Origin of the sequence: Phyllobacterium sp., assembly GCF_037994405.1 — a bacterium.
In the GTDB taxonomy this organism is placed as follows: domain Bacteria; phylum Pseudomonadota; class Alphaproteobacteria; order Rhizobiales; family Rhizobiaceae; genus Phyllobacterium.
Genome location: NZ_JBBNAN010000130.1, coordinates 1 through 14,665 on the forward strand (window position 1 = coordinate 1; position 14,665 = coordinate 14,665).

At 56.1% G+C, this 14,665-nt stretch carries 15 protein-coding genes; 6 read left to right on the plus strand and 9 right to left on the minus strand.

Going from position 1 to position 14,665, the window contains the following annotated elements; all coding sequences use genetic code 11:
- The 5 genes from AAAC48_RS08100 to AAAC48_RS08120 all read left to right on the plus strand — a co-directional run.
- A partial coding sequence (locus AAAC48_RS08100) for a hypothetical protein (protein WP_340653695.1) occupies window positions 1-1,875 on the plus strand: 1,875 nt, incomplete at its 5' end.
- A complete protein-coding gene (locus tag AAAC48_RS08105) occupies window positions 1,872-3,200 on the plus strand; it encodes a glycosyltransferase family 4 protein (RefSeq protein WP_340653696.1) in 1,329 nt (442 codons plus the stop codon). The genes AAAC48_RS08100 and AAAC48_RS08105, both read left to right, overlap by 4 nt.
- Before the next feature lie 38 nt (window positions 3,201-3,238).
- Window positions 3,239-4,426 (plus strand): polysaccharide pyruvyl transferase family protein, encoded by a 1,188-nt coding sequence (locus tag AAAC48_RS08110; RefSeq protein WP_340653697.1) that lies wholly within the window; start codon window positions 3,239-3,241, stop codon window positions 4,424-4,426.
- A gap of 140 nt (window positions 4,427-4,566) precedes the next feature.
- The gene (gene galE, locus AAAC48_RS08115) at window positions 4,567-5,583 is read left to right on the plus strand and encodes a UDP-glucose 4-epimerase GalE (protein ID WP_340653698.1); all 1,017 of its coding nucleotides are present in this window, start codon (window positions 4,567-4,569) and stop codon (window positions 5,581-5,583) included.
- Window positions 5,584-5,837: 254 nt separating this feature from the next.
- Complete coding sequence (locus AAAC48_RS08120) at window positions 5,838-6,836, plus strand: LacI family DNA-binding transcriptional regulator (protein WP_340653699.1); 999 nt, start codon at window positions 5,838-5,840, stop codon at window positions 6,834-6,836.
- Between the two features lie 42 nt (window positions 6,837-6,878).
- Here AAAC48_RS08120 and AAAC48_RS08125 read toward each other — a convergent pair whose 3' ends face one another.
- The 8 genes from AAAC48_RS08125 to AAAC48_RS08160 form a co-directional block, all read right to left on the minus strand.
- Complete coding sequence (locus tag AAAC48_RS08125) at window positions 6,879-7,676, minus strand: transporter substrate-binding domain-containing protein (protein ID WP_340653700.1); 798 nt, start codon at window positions 7,674-7,676, stop codon at window positions 6,879-6,881.
- A gap of 10 nt (window positions 7,677-7,686) precedes the next feature.
- Window positions 7,687-8,622: a N(4)-(beta-N-acetylglucosaminyl)-L-asparaginase gene (locus AAAC48_RS08130; RefSeq protein WP_340653701.1), complete on the minus strand. Its 936-nt coding sequence runs from the start codon at window positions 8,620-8,622 to the stop codon at window positions 7,687-7,689.
- A gap of 2 nt (window positions 8,623-8,624) precedes the next feature.
- Window positions 8,625-9,359, minus strand: coding sequence for an amino acid ABC transporter ATP-binding protein (locus AAAC48_RS08135; protein ID WP_340653702.1), 735 nt, complete (start codon window positions 9,357-9,359; stop codon window positions 8,625-8,627).
- Window position 9,360: 1 nt separating this feature from the next.
- Complete coding sequence (locus AAAC48_RS08140) at window positions 9,361-10,032, minus strand: amino acid ABC transporter permease (RefSeq protein ID WP_340653703.1); 672 nt, start codon at window positions 10,030-10,032, stop codon at window positions 9,361-9,363.
- Window positions 10,032-10,703 carry an amino acid ABC transporter permease gene (locus AAAC48_RS08145; protein ID WP_340653704.1) on the minus strand — a complete coding sequence of 224 codons (672 nt, stop codon included), beginning with the start codon at window positions 10,701-10,703 and terminating at the stop codon, window positions 10,032-10,034. Before AAAC48_RS08145 ends, AAAC48_RS08140 begins: the two co-directional genes overlap by 1 nt.
- Window positions 10,704-10,771: 68 nt before the next feature.
- A complete protein-coding gene (gene pcaF / locus AAAC48_RS08150) occupies window positions 10,772-11,977 on the minus strand; it encodes a 3-oxoadipyl-CoA thiolase (RefSeq protein WP_340653705.1) in 1,206 nt (401 codons plus the stop codon).
- On the minus strand, window positions 11,977-12,750 hold the full coding sequence (locus AAAC48_RS08155) for a CoA-transferase subunit beta (protein ID WP_340653706.1): 774 nt from the start codon (window positions 12,748-12,750) through the stop codon (window positions 11,977-11,979). The genes pcaF and AAAC48_RS08155 overlap by 1 nt, the downstream gene beginning before the upstream one ends.
- Window positions 12,751-12,761: 11 nt before the next feature.
- Window positions 12,762-13,622 carry a CoA transferase subunit A gene (locus AAAC48_RS08160; protein WP_340653707.1) on the minus strand — a complete coding sequence of 287 codons (861 nt, stop codon included), beginning with the start codon at window positions 13,620-13,622 and terminating at the stop codon, window positions 12,762-12,764.
- A gap of 131 nt (window positions 13,623-13,753) precedes the next feature.
- On the opposite strand from AAAC48_RS08160, the gene AAAC48_RS08165 reads away from it, so the two are divergent.
- On the plus strand, window positions 13,754-14,509 hold the full coding sequence (locus tag AAAC48_RS08165; RefSeq protein ID WP_340653708.1) for an IclR family transcriptional regulator: 756 nt from the start codon (window positions 13,754-13,756) through the stop codon (window positions 14,507-14,509).
- A 2-nt stretch (window positions 14,510-14,511) separates the two neighbouring features.
- Here AAAC48_RS08165 and AAAC48_RS08170 read toward each other — a convergent pair whose 3' ends face one another.
- Window positions 14,512-14,655 (minus strand): helix-turn-helix domain-containing protein, encoded by a 144-nt coding sequence (locus tag AAAC48_RS08170; RefSeq protein WP_340653709.1) that lies wholly within the window; start codon window positions 14,653-14,655, stop codon window positions 14,512-14,514.
- Window positions 14,656-14,665 lie beyond the last annotated feature (10 nt).

Genomic DNA, 14,665 nt, shown 5'->3' on the forward strand with positions numbered 1-14,665 from the left:
GACATGGTTGCCATGATCACCGATCTCGCAGGTTCCAATTTGCCGGGTGCTATCGACGGACTGGTGGAAGGTCTGATCTCAGGGCCGATCGGTCGCAAGAAACTGTCGGCGATTACTGTACTGCTGCAGGCCGGTGCCCGATCCGATGGTTGCATCGAACTGATCGGCGGCAGCGACGAAGGCGAGATTTTTGTGCAGGGTTGGGCGCAAGACCTCACGCCTTCCGTGACACGTCTCCTGATCAGCGGTCGGTCTCCCTCTCTCGCCGAGTGTGCCATCAGTGTCTTTGCACGTCCCGATTTGAACGAGCAGGCTTCAGGGTTTGCTGGGCTGCTGCTGGCGAATGAAACAGTCGAGCCGAACGACATTGAACGTCTGCTGTTTCGGGGACGTCGAGGTTGGCGTTTTACGGAAGTCTACGACCGGCGCTTGCTTGTGGGCTCTCGAGAGACCCCGAGTCATGTGAGAGCCATCCTGCCTCGCGTGCGCAGTTCGGCCGAGATACTCCTCCGCCTCCGCTCTGCGGCCAATCGTTTCGATGGCACGGAAACGGTTTCCAGCCTGCCATTCCCGGTTCGCATGGGGATCGACAACGTGTTCCGCGTCGAAGGCAGCGGCCTACTCGTTTCCGGTTGGATGCTTGATCCTGACAGTCATGTCGAGACCGTTAAACTGCGGCGTCATCGTGGGGAAACACGGCTTGACGGGAACTGGACCCGGGTAGATCGGCCAGACGTCACGCGGGAATTTGACAACAAACCACCCTTCAATGCCGGACTGGATCCTAACCGGCATGCACACGGATTTGTTGCCTTCGCTCCTGAACTTGAAGGTGACAGCACAGCTCCATTCTATGTCGAGCTCGGCTTGAGTGATGCCCGGCGCGCTTTCATGCCACTTACGCCGACCAGGATCACATCGCGTGACGCTGTCGTCCGGCAAATCCGTGCCATTGATCCCAATGCGTGGGCGCTGCGCCATATCGTCGATCAGCAGCTCGTGCCGTTGTTGCGAGGCGTCAACCGGCCAGCGCCTGAAATCTTCGGCGTTGTTGATCTGGGTGCCTTTGAAGATGCCGGAGGCCCCGCGCTGATCATTGGCGTCGATGAGCGCGTTGAAGAAATCGGTCCGCTTCTTGCCCTGCTTGCACTGGATGAGGAAACGCGCCGGGCCCCGATCGTCATTGCCGGTGCGACGGAAATTATCGATCGCATTGGCGTGCAAGTGCGGCGACTGGCAGACTTTTACGGTCTGCGAATGCGCCTTGTTTCGGCGAGTGGTTCCGAGGATCTCTATGATGCACTGGAGGTTGGCGCGCGCGCGATTTCCACAGAGAGTGTTGTCTTTCTTGCGGCATCACTTTTGCCCCGGAGTCCTGGTTGGTTCAACAAATTGCTCGCGGCCTATGATGCCCGCAAGGAATGTGTGTTGTCGCCCACCCTCGCCTACGAGGATGATTCGATCCGATGGGCCGGAACATGGGTCGCCGGCGCACAATCGGATCGGGCTTTGATCAGCCGCTATGCCGGTTATCCGATCGACGCGGTCACGGGCATGGGAACGACGGAAGTAGCAACGGCAACATTTGAATGCTGCGTTCTTCCGAGGGATGCGCTGTTCTCGGTCAACGGGTTTACGCGTGGTTATCTCGGAACGCACGAAAAAGGGCTGGACCTCGGTCTAAAGCTCAAGCAGTCGGGTCTCAAATCTTACTGGTTGCCCTCGGCCCAGATGCTGGGCTCCGACGACATTTCCGTGTCGGACAAGGCATCGACGATTGCGCTCATCGAACGAATTGACCGCCAGGTATTCGATGCTCGCTGGGCAAACCTCCTTACTAGCGATCGTAATGCATCAACAGGGGAAACGGCATGACGGAACAACTTCGGGTTCTGGTAATCTCGCATGCCCATCCAAGTATTTCGCTCGGTGGCGGCGAGATTGCGTCATATAATTTGCACAAGGGCCTGAACGCGTTACCGGGCGTTCAATCTGTATATCTTGCCCGCGCCGGACATCCGATCCCGCGCCATGGCACGACGGCCCTGATGAGCTTGCGTCGCAGCAGCGATGAAATCCTTTTTCATGCCGACGAATACGATCATTTCTACCTGTCGAATAAGAACACGGATGAAATCCGGCGTGACCTTCTGCGATTTGTCAGGGACCTCAATCCGCATGTCGTGCACTTTCATCATGTGCTGGGCCTTGGACTTGAGACGCTTTATGCCATTCGGGAGGCGCTGCCTGATACTGTCATTCTGGTCACTTTCCACGAATATCTTTCCATCTGTAATAATGATGGCCAGATGGTGAAAGCCGGTTCGGCGAAACTGTGCAACGAGGCGTCGCCTATCGATTGCCATGCGTGTTTTCCTGACATTCCACCGGCTCGCTTCTTGAAACGGGAGCGGTTCATTCGCGGCATGCTGGAACTCGCTGACGTTTTTGTTGCGCCAAGCGTTTTTCTCGCCGGGAAATATGCTGAATGGGGTCTCAACCCTAACAAGCTGAGCGTTATCGAGAATGGTGTCTCGATTGATAGCGTGACGCCGCCGCGTGATTTGACTGGCCCAAAACCACGTCGCAACCGGTTCGCCTATTTCGGTCAGGTGACGCCCTTCAAGGGTATCGACGTATTGATTGACGCTGTATCGCGTGTGCCGGAGGAAACATGGGGTGAGGACTCACGCCTGATGATCTTTGGCGGTAATCTGGAGAAACAGCCGCGCGACTTCCAAGACCGTATGCAGAAGCTGATTGAGGAGGCTGGTACGCGGGTGCGGTTCTATGGCGCTTACCAGAATGCGGAAATGCCCCGCCTTATGCAGTCGGTCGATTGGGTGGTGATGCCTTCGATCTGGTGGGAAAACTCGCCAATTGTCATTCAGGAAGCGCTGCATCATCGCCGGCCAATCATCTGCTCCAACATTGGCGGGATGGCTGAAAAGGTCCGCGACGGTCAAGATGGCCTGCATTTCCGTGTGCGCAGCGCCGAAGACCTTGCTGACCGCTTCACGGAAGTGTTGAGCGATCCCCTGATTTGGGACAGCCTGTACCATACTATCCGAACCCCGACAAATTACATTGACTGTGCTGAAGAACATCTTGCTCTTTATGGCGAATTGCTCAAAACCAGCAGGCGACAGCCGCTCAACATTGCTGCAAGAACTGATGTTGTTCTTTCCCAAGCAAGCTGAACCCAATCAGCGCTAATCGCCAAAAGAAGGAATACCTCATGGCTCGTGTTCTTGTAATGATCCCCGCAGGCGAAGTCTACGATCACGACAATGTTCGTTGGTACCAGCACAGCGATGTTCAGCGCAGTATCAATCACTATCACAACATCGGAGACGCATTTGTCTTCGAATCGTCGCTGAAGCTGATGAATTACGAGAAGGTGGCTGAGCTTCCTATCGCAGGCCCGTCGATGGATAAAATCGATCGCCTGCGCGAAGAGTATGATTATGTGATCCTTCGCGGTTCAAACTATATCAATCAGGACATGAACTGGCGTGATACGATTCCGGTTCTCAAGCGACTTGGATTGCCGGTGATCGCCTTTGGCATTGGCGCGCAAGCGCCAGTCAAGGGTGATCTGCAGCTTTCGGAAGAAACCAAGACTGTGCTGAAAATTATTGCCGATTCCACGACTTCGATCGGCGTGCGTGGTGCTTACTCAGCCCAGGTCCTTAATGATATCGGCATCCAGAATGTGCGCATTATCGGTTGCCCCACAGCGTTTCGCCGCAACAATCAACATTTGAGAATTAAACTGCCGGCCCTTGAGACCGTTGAGAAGGTCGGGGTCACAATCAGACGTGAAGTGTCAGCGACCTATGCTCAGGATATTGGGCGCTACCTGACGGTTCACCGGAATTTGGTGAAGGAAATGGCGGGCCGCTTCGACGTTACCCTGATGGCGCAGGGTGAAGTGGAAGAAAAGAAAATGGTCTTCGGAGCCGACGAGCAGAAGGAAGAGGCAATCGCTGCGCTAAAATCAAACCGGTGGGTGTCCGATTGGTATTTCGATGAAGCGATCGAAAAGCTTTACCGCGAACGCCTGTTCTACTCAGACGTGGTTGCAGATTACGAAAAATTGGTGCGGTCGCAGAATCTCGTTCTGGGTTATCGGCTGCACGGCAATCTCATGGCTCTGGCTAACGGTGTACCATCGATCTACTTCACGTATGACAGCCGCACGGTTGAATTTGCCGAGACCTACAAGATTCCAAGTTACGATGTCTTTGGCGATCAGCCGTTCCGGCTGGAGGATTATTGGGATCAGTCACTGTTCGACAAGTACAATCGCGCCTGGTTCGAAACCTATGGCGAAATGTACCGATTCCTGACCGAGAATGGTGTCGACCACAAAATGGAGGAGACGGGGAAGCGCGTAGCGGATGCCGTTCGCAAGGTTGCGTAGGTCGGATGCGCGTGTACCGCTGACAAATTTCCGCGGGAGGAAATGAGGATGGCAGGAAGGAGGCGTTAGCAAGATTAGTTGGTCGGCGAAAGTCGTCTTGTCAGATAGTTCTCTCAAACAGAGGTGCAGGAGTTCCTCCCATGACTGTTCTTGTTACTGGTGGCGCCGGCTATATCGGCAGCCATATGACGTTGGCATTGAAAGATGCGGGCCGTTCCGTTGTCGTTCTCGATGATCTCAGCTGCGGATTTCCATGGCTGGTTCCTGACGATGTTCCCTTCATAAAGGGGGACATTGGTGATCAGGCGCTGGTGCGTGACATTATTCGCAGGCATGGGATCACAGCAATCCTGCATTTTGCAGGTTCGATTGTGGTTCCGGATTCGGTTCGCGATCCGCTCTTCTACTACCGCAACAACACGGTGCAGTCCCGGGCCTTGATTGAAACTGCGGTTGCAGAGGGCATCAGGAACTTCATCTTTTCGTCGACTGCTGCGGTCTACGGAGAACCGGAACGGACTCCGATCTCTGAAGACATGCCGCATCAGCCGATTTCGCCTTACGGCACATCAAAGTTGATGACCGAATGGATGTTGCGTGATGCTGCTGTCGCACATCCTGATTTCAAATATGTCGCGCTGCGCTATTTCAATGTGGCTGGTGCTGATCCTCAACTCCGTTCGGGGCAGTCCTTTCCGCGGGCAACGCATCTTATCAAGATTGCCAGCCAGGCCGCGACTGGCGAACGTTCTCACATCGAGGTCTATGGCAAAGACTACCCGACATCAGATGGAACCTGCATTCGCGATTATATTCATGTGAGTGATCTGGCGCAGGCACATCTGTGCGCATTGAATTATCTGGAAGCTGGCGGATCGAGTACAGCAGCCAATTGCGGCTATGGCTGCGGCTATTCGGTGCTCGAAATCATCGAAGCAGTAAAGCGAGTGTCCGGCGTGGACTTCCCGGTGCGGGTCGCACCGCGTCGCGCAGGCGATCCTGCCGTTCTGGTCGCGGGTAATGAACGGGTCCGTTCCCTCTTCGGCTTTGTGCCAAAGCGCGATGATCTCGACCTGATCGTCGGCGACGCACTTGCATGGGAACGGAAGCTGCAAGACTTAAGGGAAAAGACGGAAGCCCAAACGCTCATCGCATAAGGACATTCGCCATGAACGCAGAGGCCGGACAAGGCAAGTCCGGTCTCTGCGCTCCGTTGGTTTCGATCTGACAGCCTGGGTCGCATTTGCAAATACTGCATCTTTGTCCAACACAGATTGCAGTGGAGCGTTTTGTCGTTGAACCTTTGCCGCCGAAGCAGGTAAGCATGAGGTGATCCGCGCCTGGTTGCAACGCCGTATAACTGCTGTGTTGCTTCAGGGAATACGGATCAGAGGTGAAGGGTGCAGTGTCGATGATTGAACCACGCAGAAGCAATGGCCAGCCTACGATTGCGGATGTTGCCGAGCTTGCGGGCGTTTCTCGCGCCATAGCATCGCGTGCGCTTTCGAGCGAGCCAAGACCTGTTTCCGCCGACAAGCGTGAGCGCGTGCTACAAGCCGCGCAAACGCTTGGATATAAACCCAATCTTCTGGCGCGCAGCCTTACGACGAAGACGGTTAACCTGGTCGCGGTCGTGGTCAACCATATTCACGATCTTTCCGATCTTGACCTTTTCGATCTTCTGATCAGCGAAATTCAGTCGATTGGCAAACAGGTGATTTTCGTTCGGGTGGGTTCTTCCGAACGCATCGAAGAATTCCTGCGCAACGGTATTGCTTACCACGTTGATGCGGCTCTGGTTTTCTCGGATTTTGCTGATGCCGCAACCGTGCGCAAGATGTTTCGCAATGACAGCGTGCTTATGCTCAACGGCATGCGGGATGGAGGCGCACCGGCAATTATTCCGGATGAACTGATCGGCATTGCTCAGGCCGTCGGCGACGCAGCCAGAAAAGGTGTGCGAACGGCAACGCTCATCACAGGTCGTTCCGCTTCCCCTGTCGAGCAGGCGCGCATCGGCCACTACAAGGCCGAAATGCAGCGCAGCGGCATTTCACTGATCGCCGAAATGCGCGGGGATTATTCCTATCAAAGCGGTCGTCGTATTGCAGCATCCTCGGAATGGCAGAGAGCGGATGCCGTGTTTTGCACGTCGGATGCGATGGCGATGGGGGTACTTGATGTGCACCGGAGTGCGTTTTCACAAAACGGGTCGAAAGAATTTCGGCTCTATGGATTCGATGATGTCACGCTCGCGGAATACGAAGCCTATCCGATATCATCGATCGGCTACGACAAGACTCTCTACATCAGCGAAATCCTACGCTTTCTTACTTCGCCTGAACTGTTCCAGTCCGGCAATGCGCTGGTCCAGGTTCCCACCTATTTCGTGTCGCGGTCCAGTTCCTGAACGAAAAAGGCCGAGAAAAACCCCCGGCCCTTTCTTTGTCGGCTACCAGAGCGGCGTAAGTGCGGGAGGATTGGCCTTCTCGCCCCACCACTTCTTATAATTGACTTCGTAAGCGCCGGACTGAATATAATCCGAGACGAACATATCGAGCCAGCGTAAGAATTCGGGGTCGCCCTTGGCCACTGCAATGCCAATTGGATCATTCGAGTAGAGACCAGCGAGCGTTACGAGGTTTTCGTTTTTGGTCGCAAGATAATCCAGGAGTGAGGAATCCTCGATCGCGGCATCTGCCCGTTTTTGCTGAAGGAGAAGAACACCGTCCGGCGAGAAATTGTCGGTATAAACCAGCTCGGCGTCAGGAACGCTCTTCTTCAGGAAGCTTTCGCCGGTCGTCCCGCGTCCGACGACCACCTTTTTGCCTGCAAGATCTTTGAGGGATGCGATACCGGCGTCCTTTTGCACAATGACCCGCAAGCCAGCCCGATTGTAGGGTATGGAGAAATCCACTGTCTTAGCGCGCTCAAGCGTTGCTGACGTGTTGGCGACCACGATGTCGAGCTGCCCGGAAACGAGCATCGAAATGCGTGCATCGCCGGAAACGTCGGTGAATTCAACAGGTACGCCGAGTTTTTCAGCAAGCCGGGTTGCCACATCGACGTCGTAGCCGACGGGATTATTCTTGTCGTCGCGGAAGCCGATCGGCTCGCCGCCAAGCGACACGCCGATACGGACCGTGCCGCGTTCACGAATTTCCTCAATTTTTCCGGCCTGTGCTGTGCCAGCAAATGCCAGAACTGCCGTCAGTGCCAAGGCGGCTAATTTTGCAATTATTGTTTTCATGAACTTCCCCTTATGTTGTGTGCTGCGGATCATACTGCCTTGCGATCCGCAGTTCCGGTTTGGACATCGACGGCTCCCAGAGCCAGTATTTGATCTCTCTAGGACACTGGAAACTTGCAACTTCGTGATTTCCAGCGGCGTCAATCGCATGGATGACAACGCCGGCGAGGAATCCCGTTTTCAATTGGCTGAGATCTTCAATAGCCATGTCGACGGCGTCGCGAAGCGAATGACCGAAGCGCATGGCAAGAACGATGCTGCGCGCCGTGCCGCAACGCATGGTCATTTCGCCAGTATGTGTGCAGGCGGCAGCACCGTAGCGGCTGTCAGCGTAAAATCCGGCGCCGGGGATGGGAGAGTCCCCTAGCCTGCCCGGATATTTCCACGCCCAGCCGGAAGTCGAGGTAACTGCGTGTATTCCGTTGGCAGAATCTTGTGCCAGGAAAACCGTGGTGTCGCGAACGCGTTCGGGATCGGTGATTGTCCGGCTCAGCGGGGCGAGCGGAATATTGGGGAATGCCTTGAGTTCGTCCGGGGAGAGTTCATTCTCCAAACGCTCCCACCAGACGCGCCTGCTATCTTCATACAAGACGTCATCAATTGGAAAACCGATCTCGGTTGCAAATCGCCTAGCCCCCTCGCCGGTCAGCATGACATGCGGCAAACGTTTCATCACTTCATGTGCCAGAGCGGCGACGGGAAGTGTATCGGGAACGGCACCGACCGAACCGACCTCCCGGGTCGTGCCGTTCATGACACCCGCGTCGAATTCCATTTTTCCGAGCATGTTCGGCCAGCCGCCATAGCCGACACTGCGCACTTTGATCTCACGCTCTACCTCGCCGATACCCGCAACCATGGCGTCAATGCCATAGGCACCATTTTTTAGAAGGTCGACGGTTTTGTTGAAGCCAGGCCAAGCTTCAGAATTTGCCAGCAGGATCATGATCAGTCTTTGCGCATCTTGGAGAGGAACTGGGCAATGCGCGGCTTTGCCATGCCGCCATCAGGCGCAAAAAACTCCTCTGTCGGCAGGTCGACGACCAACTGACCCTTGTCGAGGAAGACGATGCGCGAGGAAATCGTCCGCGCAAATTCGATTTCATGGGTAACGAAAACCATTGTCGTGCCGGATTTGGCCAAACGCGCGAGAATGTTGAGCACTTCAGCGGTCATTTCCGGATCGAGGGCGCTTGTGATCTCATCGAGAAGCAGATACCGCGGCTTCATGGCAAGCGCCCGGCAGATACCAACGCGTTGGCGCTGGCCACCCGAGAGTTGTGCCGGATATGCATCGGCTCGCGCACCAAGCCCGACTGAGTCCAGCAGGGCTCGGGCTCCCGCTTCTGCCTCGGCGCGGGACTGCTTCAGAACCTGTATCGGAGCCAGCGTTATATTCTGCACAGCCGTCATGTGCGGATAGAGGTTGAAAAGCTGGAACACGGTCGCTGAACGCTTGCGCGCTTCAACCAGTTCCTTCGGGTGCGACACGTCGAAATCATCGATGGTGATGCGTCCGCCGTCGAGCTTTTCCAAGCCATTCATACAACGGACGAGTGTCGATTTCCCTGAACCGCTGGACCCGAGGATCGACACGACTTCACCGCTATGTACATCGAGGTCGATACCATCAAGCACGGTCGCTGGGCCGAAGGATTTGCGTACGCCCCTGGCGCTGATCATGTCAAAGACCTTTCCATGCAGTGTGAGCGCGCAGCCGCCGTTCCAGCTTTGCGCCGCCCAAGGCGACGAGCTTGGCCGTCACGTAATAAAGTCCGCCGACGATGGTCCAGACGATGAAGGGCTTGAGCGTTCGGAGGTTCAGAATATTGCCGATCTTGGTCAGGTCGACGACCCCGATCACCGAGATGAGCGACGTGACCTGGAGCTGGTTGACCAGCAGGCCGGTCAATGGCCCAACGGCGAAAGCCATGGCCTGCGGCGCGATCACATGACGGAGTATCTGCCAGCGCGGCAGCCCAAAGACACGCGCTGACTCGATCTGGTCGCGGCCGATCGACTCAATTGCGGATACGGCGATGACGTAGATGAACGCGGCCGTATTGCCTGACAGCGTGATTACCGCCGCTTCGACGGGCGTCACATTGATTTTTGCGACTGCGGGCAGTCCGAAGAAGACTAGGAAAAGCTGCACAAGAACGGGTGAATTCTTTAGAAGTTCGGCGAAGAAGGTGATGAACTGGGTCAGCACCGGCACGCGATAGAAGCGGATGACCGCCCAGATCGTACCGACGAGGAGCCCGATCAAGGTCGTCGCGAGAAACAGTGCGAGAGAAACACCAAGGCCCTGCGCCAGCAATACAAAATCGTAGGAGGTGAAGCTGGTGTACCGCATTAGGCCACATCCGGCATACGGTCGCGGTTGAGGTGGCGATGCAATGCACCGATCGCAAGCGAGACCAGATAGGTCAAGCTTGCATAGACGATAAGCAGAACCGCATAGACTTCAAATGGCCGGAATGTGTCCGATGCTACAATCTTTGCAGAACCGGTCAGCTCGTTGAGGGTAATTGTCGAAAGGATCGACGAAGTCAGGACAAGGTTGATGAAAACCGATCCGAGAGGCCGAATAGATGTCCGCAAGGCTATCGGCATGACAATCTTGCGGAATATGACGGGTTTTGACAGTCCGCTTACTTCAGCGGCCTCAAGAATCCCTGTGTCGATTGCGAGGATTCCTGAACGGATCACGTCCGAACTGAACGCTCCGCCGGCAATTGATAGCGCAATGACGCCAGTCGTGAAGGCGTCGATATAGATTCCTATCTCCGGCAAGCCGTAGAAAAAGAAAAAGAGCTGGACGATGAAGGGAATGTTTCGGAAGAGATCGACGTAGACGAAGGCGGCGCGGGAGAGAATTGCCGATGACGATGTCCTCAGCGCTGCAACCAGCAAACCTATGATCAGGCTGCCGACCAATGCCAAGGCACAAGCCTCGGCCGTGAGCAGCGCTCCCTTCAGAATGAATGGCACGTGCGGCGCCAATATCGTCACATCAAACGTCAAACGGCAATCCAACAGAGAGTGAAACCGGTTTCACTTTTGCCGAATGCGATTACGCTGTCAAGTCGGCGTCACACCCTTTCAAGCCCAATCGCAATGCCCTGCCCTACGCCAATGCACATCGTCGCAAGCGCCCGCTTCGCACCGCGCAGTTTGAGCTCAAGCGCGGCGGTACCGGTGATGCGGGCGCCCGACATGCCAAGCGGGTGACCCAGCGCGATAGCTCCACCATTTGGGTTGACGAATTCAGCATCGTCGGCAATGCCGAGCGCGCGCAGCGTAGCCAGCCCCTGCGACGCGAAAGCTTCATTGAGTTCGACAACGTCGAAATCCTGCGGCGTAAGGTCAAGCCGCGCGCACAGCTTTTCGGTTGCCGCGATAGGGCCAATGCCCATGATGCGGGGCGGGACACCGGCGGTTGCGCCGCCGAGAATACGGGCGATTGGCGTCAGTCCATGTTTCTTCGCCGCTGCTTCGGATGCGATGATCAGGGTCGCCGCGCCGTCATTGACACCGGATGCATTGCCCGCTGTCACTGAACCACCCTTGCGAAACGGTGTGGGCAGCTTGGCCAATTGCTCGATTGTGGTCTGCGGACGCGGGTGCTCGTCGCAATCGACGATCACAGCATCGCCCTTGCGTTGTGGAATATTGACTGGGGTGATCTCGCGGGCCAGGCGGCCATTTTCCATTGCTGCGCCCGCCTTTTGCTGAGAGCGCACCGCGAAGGCATCCTGATCGGCACGCGATACGTTGTAGTCCTCGGCGACATTCTCGCCAGTCTCTGGCATGGAATCGATACCATATTGCTGCTGCATCAGCGGATTGACGAAGCGCCAGCCAATCGTCGTGTCGTGAATCTCGGCATGACGGGAAAAGGCGCTTTCCGCTTTCGGCATGACAAAGGGCGCGCGCGACATGGATTCGACGCCGCCGGCGATGGCGAGCTCAATTTCACCGGCCTTGATTGCACGGGCGGCAGTAATGACGGCGTCCATGCCTGAGCCGCACAAGCGGTTCATCGTTGTGCCGGGAACAGATAGAGGAAGCCCCGCCAGCAGCAGCGCCATACGCGCCACATTGCGATTGTCTTCCCCAGCCTGATTGGCGCAACCATAAATGACTTCGTCGATTGCCTCCCAATCAACGTCGCTGTTGCGCGCGATCAGTGCCTTGAGTGGAATTGCCCCGAGGTCATCGGCGCGGACAGGGGCAAGCGCCCCGCCGAAGCGACCGATCGGCGTTCGGATATAATCGCAAATATAAACGTCTGACATCAGGCGGCCTCATGCGCTTTTTTGGTGCGAGCATTGATATCGCGCAGCACCGTGATTTCTGTTGTCGTCGGGACAGGTGTTTCCACCGGTTCTGCAGCAAAGCGAACCGGCCAGCCACAATTGTCTTCAATCTGTGCGCGCGTCACCCCTTTGTGAATCGAGACCACTGTCAGCTCCTTGGTGACCTGATCAGGCTCGAATATGCACATGTCGGTAATGACACGGGTCGGCCCCTTTGTCTTCATGCCCAACCTCGCCCGATGACCGCCCCCTTCGCCATGCCCCATCGAGGTGATGAAATCCAGATGGTCAACAAAACCACGCTTGTTGAGTGCCATGGTGATGTAAATCTGGCCACAGTTGCTGGCGATTTCCGGTGCTCCGCCGCCGCCCGGTAGACGAACCTTCGGGTTATCGTAGTCTCCGACGACGGTCGTGTTCAGATTGGCGAAGCGATCGATCTGGGCGCCTCCGAGAAAACCGGTGGTGATACGGCCGCCTTGCAGCCAATAACGGAACATCTCAGGTACCGAAACGGTACACAAGGCGGTATCACACAACTCACCGTCGCCGATCGAGAGCGGCAGGACGTCCGGCGTGGTTCCGATGGTGCCGCTTTCATAGATCAATGTGATATCCGGCGCATGAGTGAGCCGCGCCACATTGCAGGCAGCCGACGGCGCGCCGATGCCAACGAAGCACACGTCGTCATTGGTAAGAGCGCGCGCCGCCGCGATTGTCATCATCTCGGTTGGTGTAAATTCGATCGACATGATGGTGCTCCCTATGCCGCGTTGGCTGTACGTCGGGTGACGTGACGTGCGAAATCTTCGGGCTTGCCCGAGAGAACGTTCTCCTTGATCCAGGAAGTAAAACTATCCCGGTCTCGCGCAATCTTGTCCCAGGCGATATAGAAGGCATTCGAGCGTGGATAGTAGCCATGGGCATAGGATGGGAATGCGCCGCCCGGCACATGGACAACAGACGTGATTGCCCATGTCGGCAGGACGACAGCGTTGGGCGATGGCGGATTGAGTTCGTCGACGATCTCTTCAACCGTGACGATGGAGCGCTTTGCCGCCAGCACGGCTTCCTTTTGCACACCGGCAATCCCCTCGATCAGCACATTGCCTGTCCGGTCGGCACGCTGGGCGTGGATGATCGAGACGTCAGGGCGGATCGACGGCACGGCCGCCAGCACTTCTCCAGTGAACGGGCAGGTGATGGACTTGATGTTCGAGTTCACCTTCGCAAGATCGGCACCAATGTACCCGCGCAGCATGGCGAAAGGCAGGTTTGCAGCGCCGGCCTCATAGGCATTGGCCATTGCCGCGTGCGAGTGTTCCTCGATCTCAAGCGGGCGTGGCCACTGGTTTTCAACGGCATCGCGGAACCGGTGCAGCGAACCGACACCCGGATTCCCGCCCCAGGAGAACTTCATGCCGCGCGCCGCGCCAACACCGATCAGCTGGTCGTAGATGAGATCCGGCGTCATGCGGATAAGGAAGAGCTCTTTGCGACCTTGCCTGATGATTTCGTGACCAGCGGCGTAAGGGATCAGATGAGTGAACCCCTCCATGGCAAGTGTATCGCCATCCCTGACATTCTCTTCAATCGCTGCGGAAAGCGTACCGATGCGCGCCACGTCTCTCTCCCTGAGTACTCTATTCATCCATGCCGTACTCCCGCAACGGTCCGAGCGTCAATCATTTTGTGCGTTATTTGACTTTTGTTCGTATATCGCACAAAGTATACGGAAATTCAGGAAGGACTCCCATGCGCGAAACGGATTTCATCAGTGGCTTTGCCAAGGGTCTGTCGGTCATCGAGGCATTCGATGCTACGAATTCGCGCCTTTCGATCACGGATATTTCCAGAATTACCGGTCTGGAACGCGCTACGGCCCGGCGTTGCCTTCTGACCTTGGCCGAGCTTGGCTATGCCGATTATGACGGCAAGTTTTTCACGTTGTCCCCGCGCATTCTCCGGCTTGGCCATTCCTATCTTTCATCGACTCCGCTGCCCCGTCTCATGCAGCCGTTTCTTGATCAGCTATCGGAAAAGACTGGTGAGAGCGCTTCCGCTTCGGTGCTGGACGGCAATGAGATTGTCTATATCGCTCGCGCCTCGCACAAGCGCGTCATGTCGATCAACCTCAATCCTGGAAGCCGGCTGCCGGCCTATTGTTCTTCTATGGGTCGGGTTTTGCTGGCTTCGATGGCCGAGGATGAAGTGCGACGTATTCTCGAAAGCAGTAATCGCCAGGCCAATACACCAAAGACGAAAACCACGCTTGACGATCTGATGGCCGAACTGCAGCACGTGCGCGAACAGGGATATGCGGTTATCGACCAGGAACTGGAAATCGGGCTCTGCTCGATCGCTGTTCCCGTCCGCAACATGCGCGGTACGACCATTGCTGCGATCAATGTTGGAGCGCAGGCGGCGCGAGTCTCGATCGATGAAATGATCGAACGCTATCTGCCGGTGATGCGTTCGACCCGCGATACGATAACCAACCTGCTGGTTTAGGGCTATTCTGCCAGTTTCTCATGCTGTTCAGCACGATATTGGCGTGGCGTTGATCCGGTTTCTTTGGTGAAGAAGCGCGAGAAATAGGCTGGATCATTGAAACCAAGATCGTAGGCAATCTGTTTGATATTGAACGAGGTGAACACCAGATCGCGT

Bases quoted from the DNA above. Each gene is read 5' to 3' on its own strand.
- AAAC48_RS08130 (WP_340653701.1), bottom strand. From the start codon at position 8,622: ATGATCCTGCTGGCAAATTCTGAAGCTTGGCCTGGCTTCAACAAAACC.
- AAAC48_RS08135 (WP_340653702.1), bottom strand. From the start codon at position 9,359: ATGATCAGCGCCAGGGGCGTACGCAAATCCTTCGGCCCAGCGACCGTG.
- AAAC48_RS08140 (WP_340653703.1), bottom strand. From the start codon at position 10,032: ATGCGGTACACCAGCTTCACCTCCTACGATTTTGTATTGCTGGCGCAG.
- AAAC48_RS08105 (WP_340653696.1), top strand. From the start codon at position 1,872: ATGACGGAACAACTTCGGGTTCTGGTAATCTCGCATGCCCATCCAAGT.
- pcaF (WP_340653705.1), bottom strand. From the start codon at position 11,977: ATGTCAGACGTTTATATTTGCGATTATATCCGAACGCCGATCGGTCGC.
- AAAC48_RS08125 (WP_340653700.1), bottom strand. From the start codon at position 7,676: ATGAAAACAATAATTGCAAAATTAGCCGCCTTGGCACTGACGGCAGTT.
- AAAC48_RS08120 (WP_340653699.1), top strand. From the start codon at position 5,838: ATGATTGAACCACGCAGAAGCAATGGCCAGCCTACGATTGCGGATGTT.
- AAAC48_RS08110 (WP_340653697.1), top strand. From the start codon at position 3,239: ATGGCTCGTGTTCTTGTAATGATCCCCGCAGGCGAAGTCTACGATCAC.
- galE (WP_340653698.1), top strand. From the start codon at position 4,567: ATGACTGTTCTTGTTACTGGTGGCGCCGGCTATATCGGCAGCCATATG.
- AAAC48_RS08155 (WP_340653706.1), bottom strand. From the start codon at position 12,750: ATGTCGATCGAATTTACACCAACCGAGATGATGACAATCGCGGCGGCG.
- AAAC48_RS08165 (WP_340653708.1), top strand. From the start codon at position 13,754: ATGCGCGAAACGGATTTCATCAGTGGCTTTGCCAAGGGTCTGTCGGTC.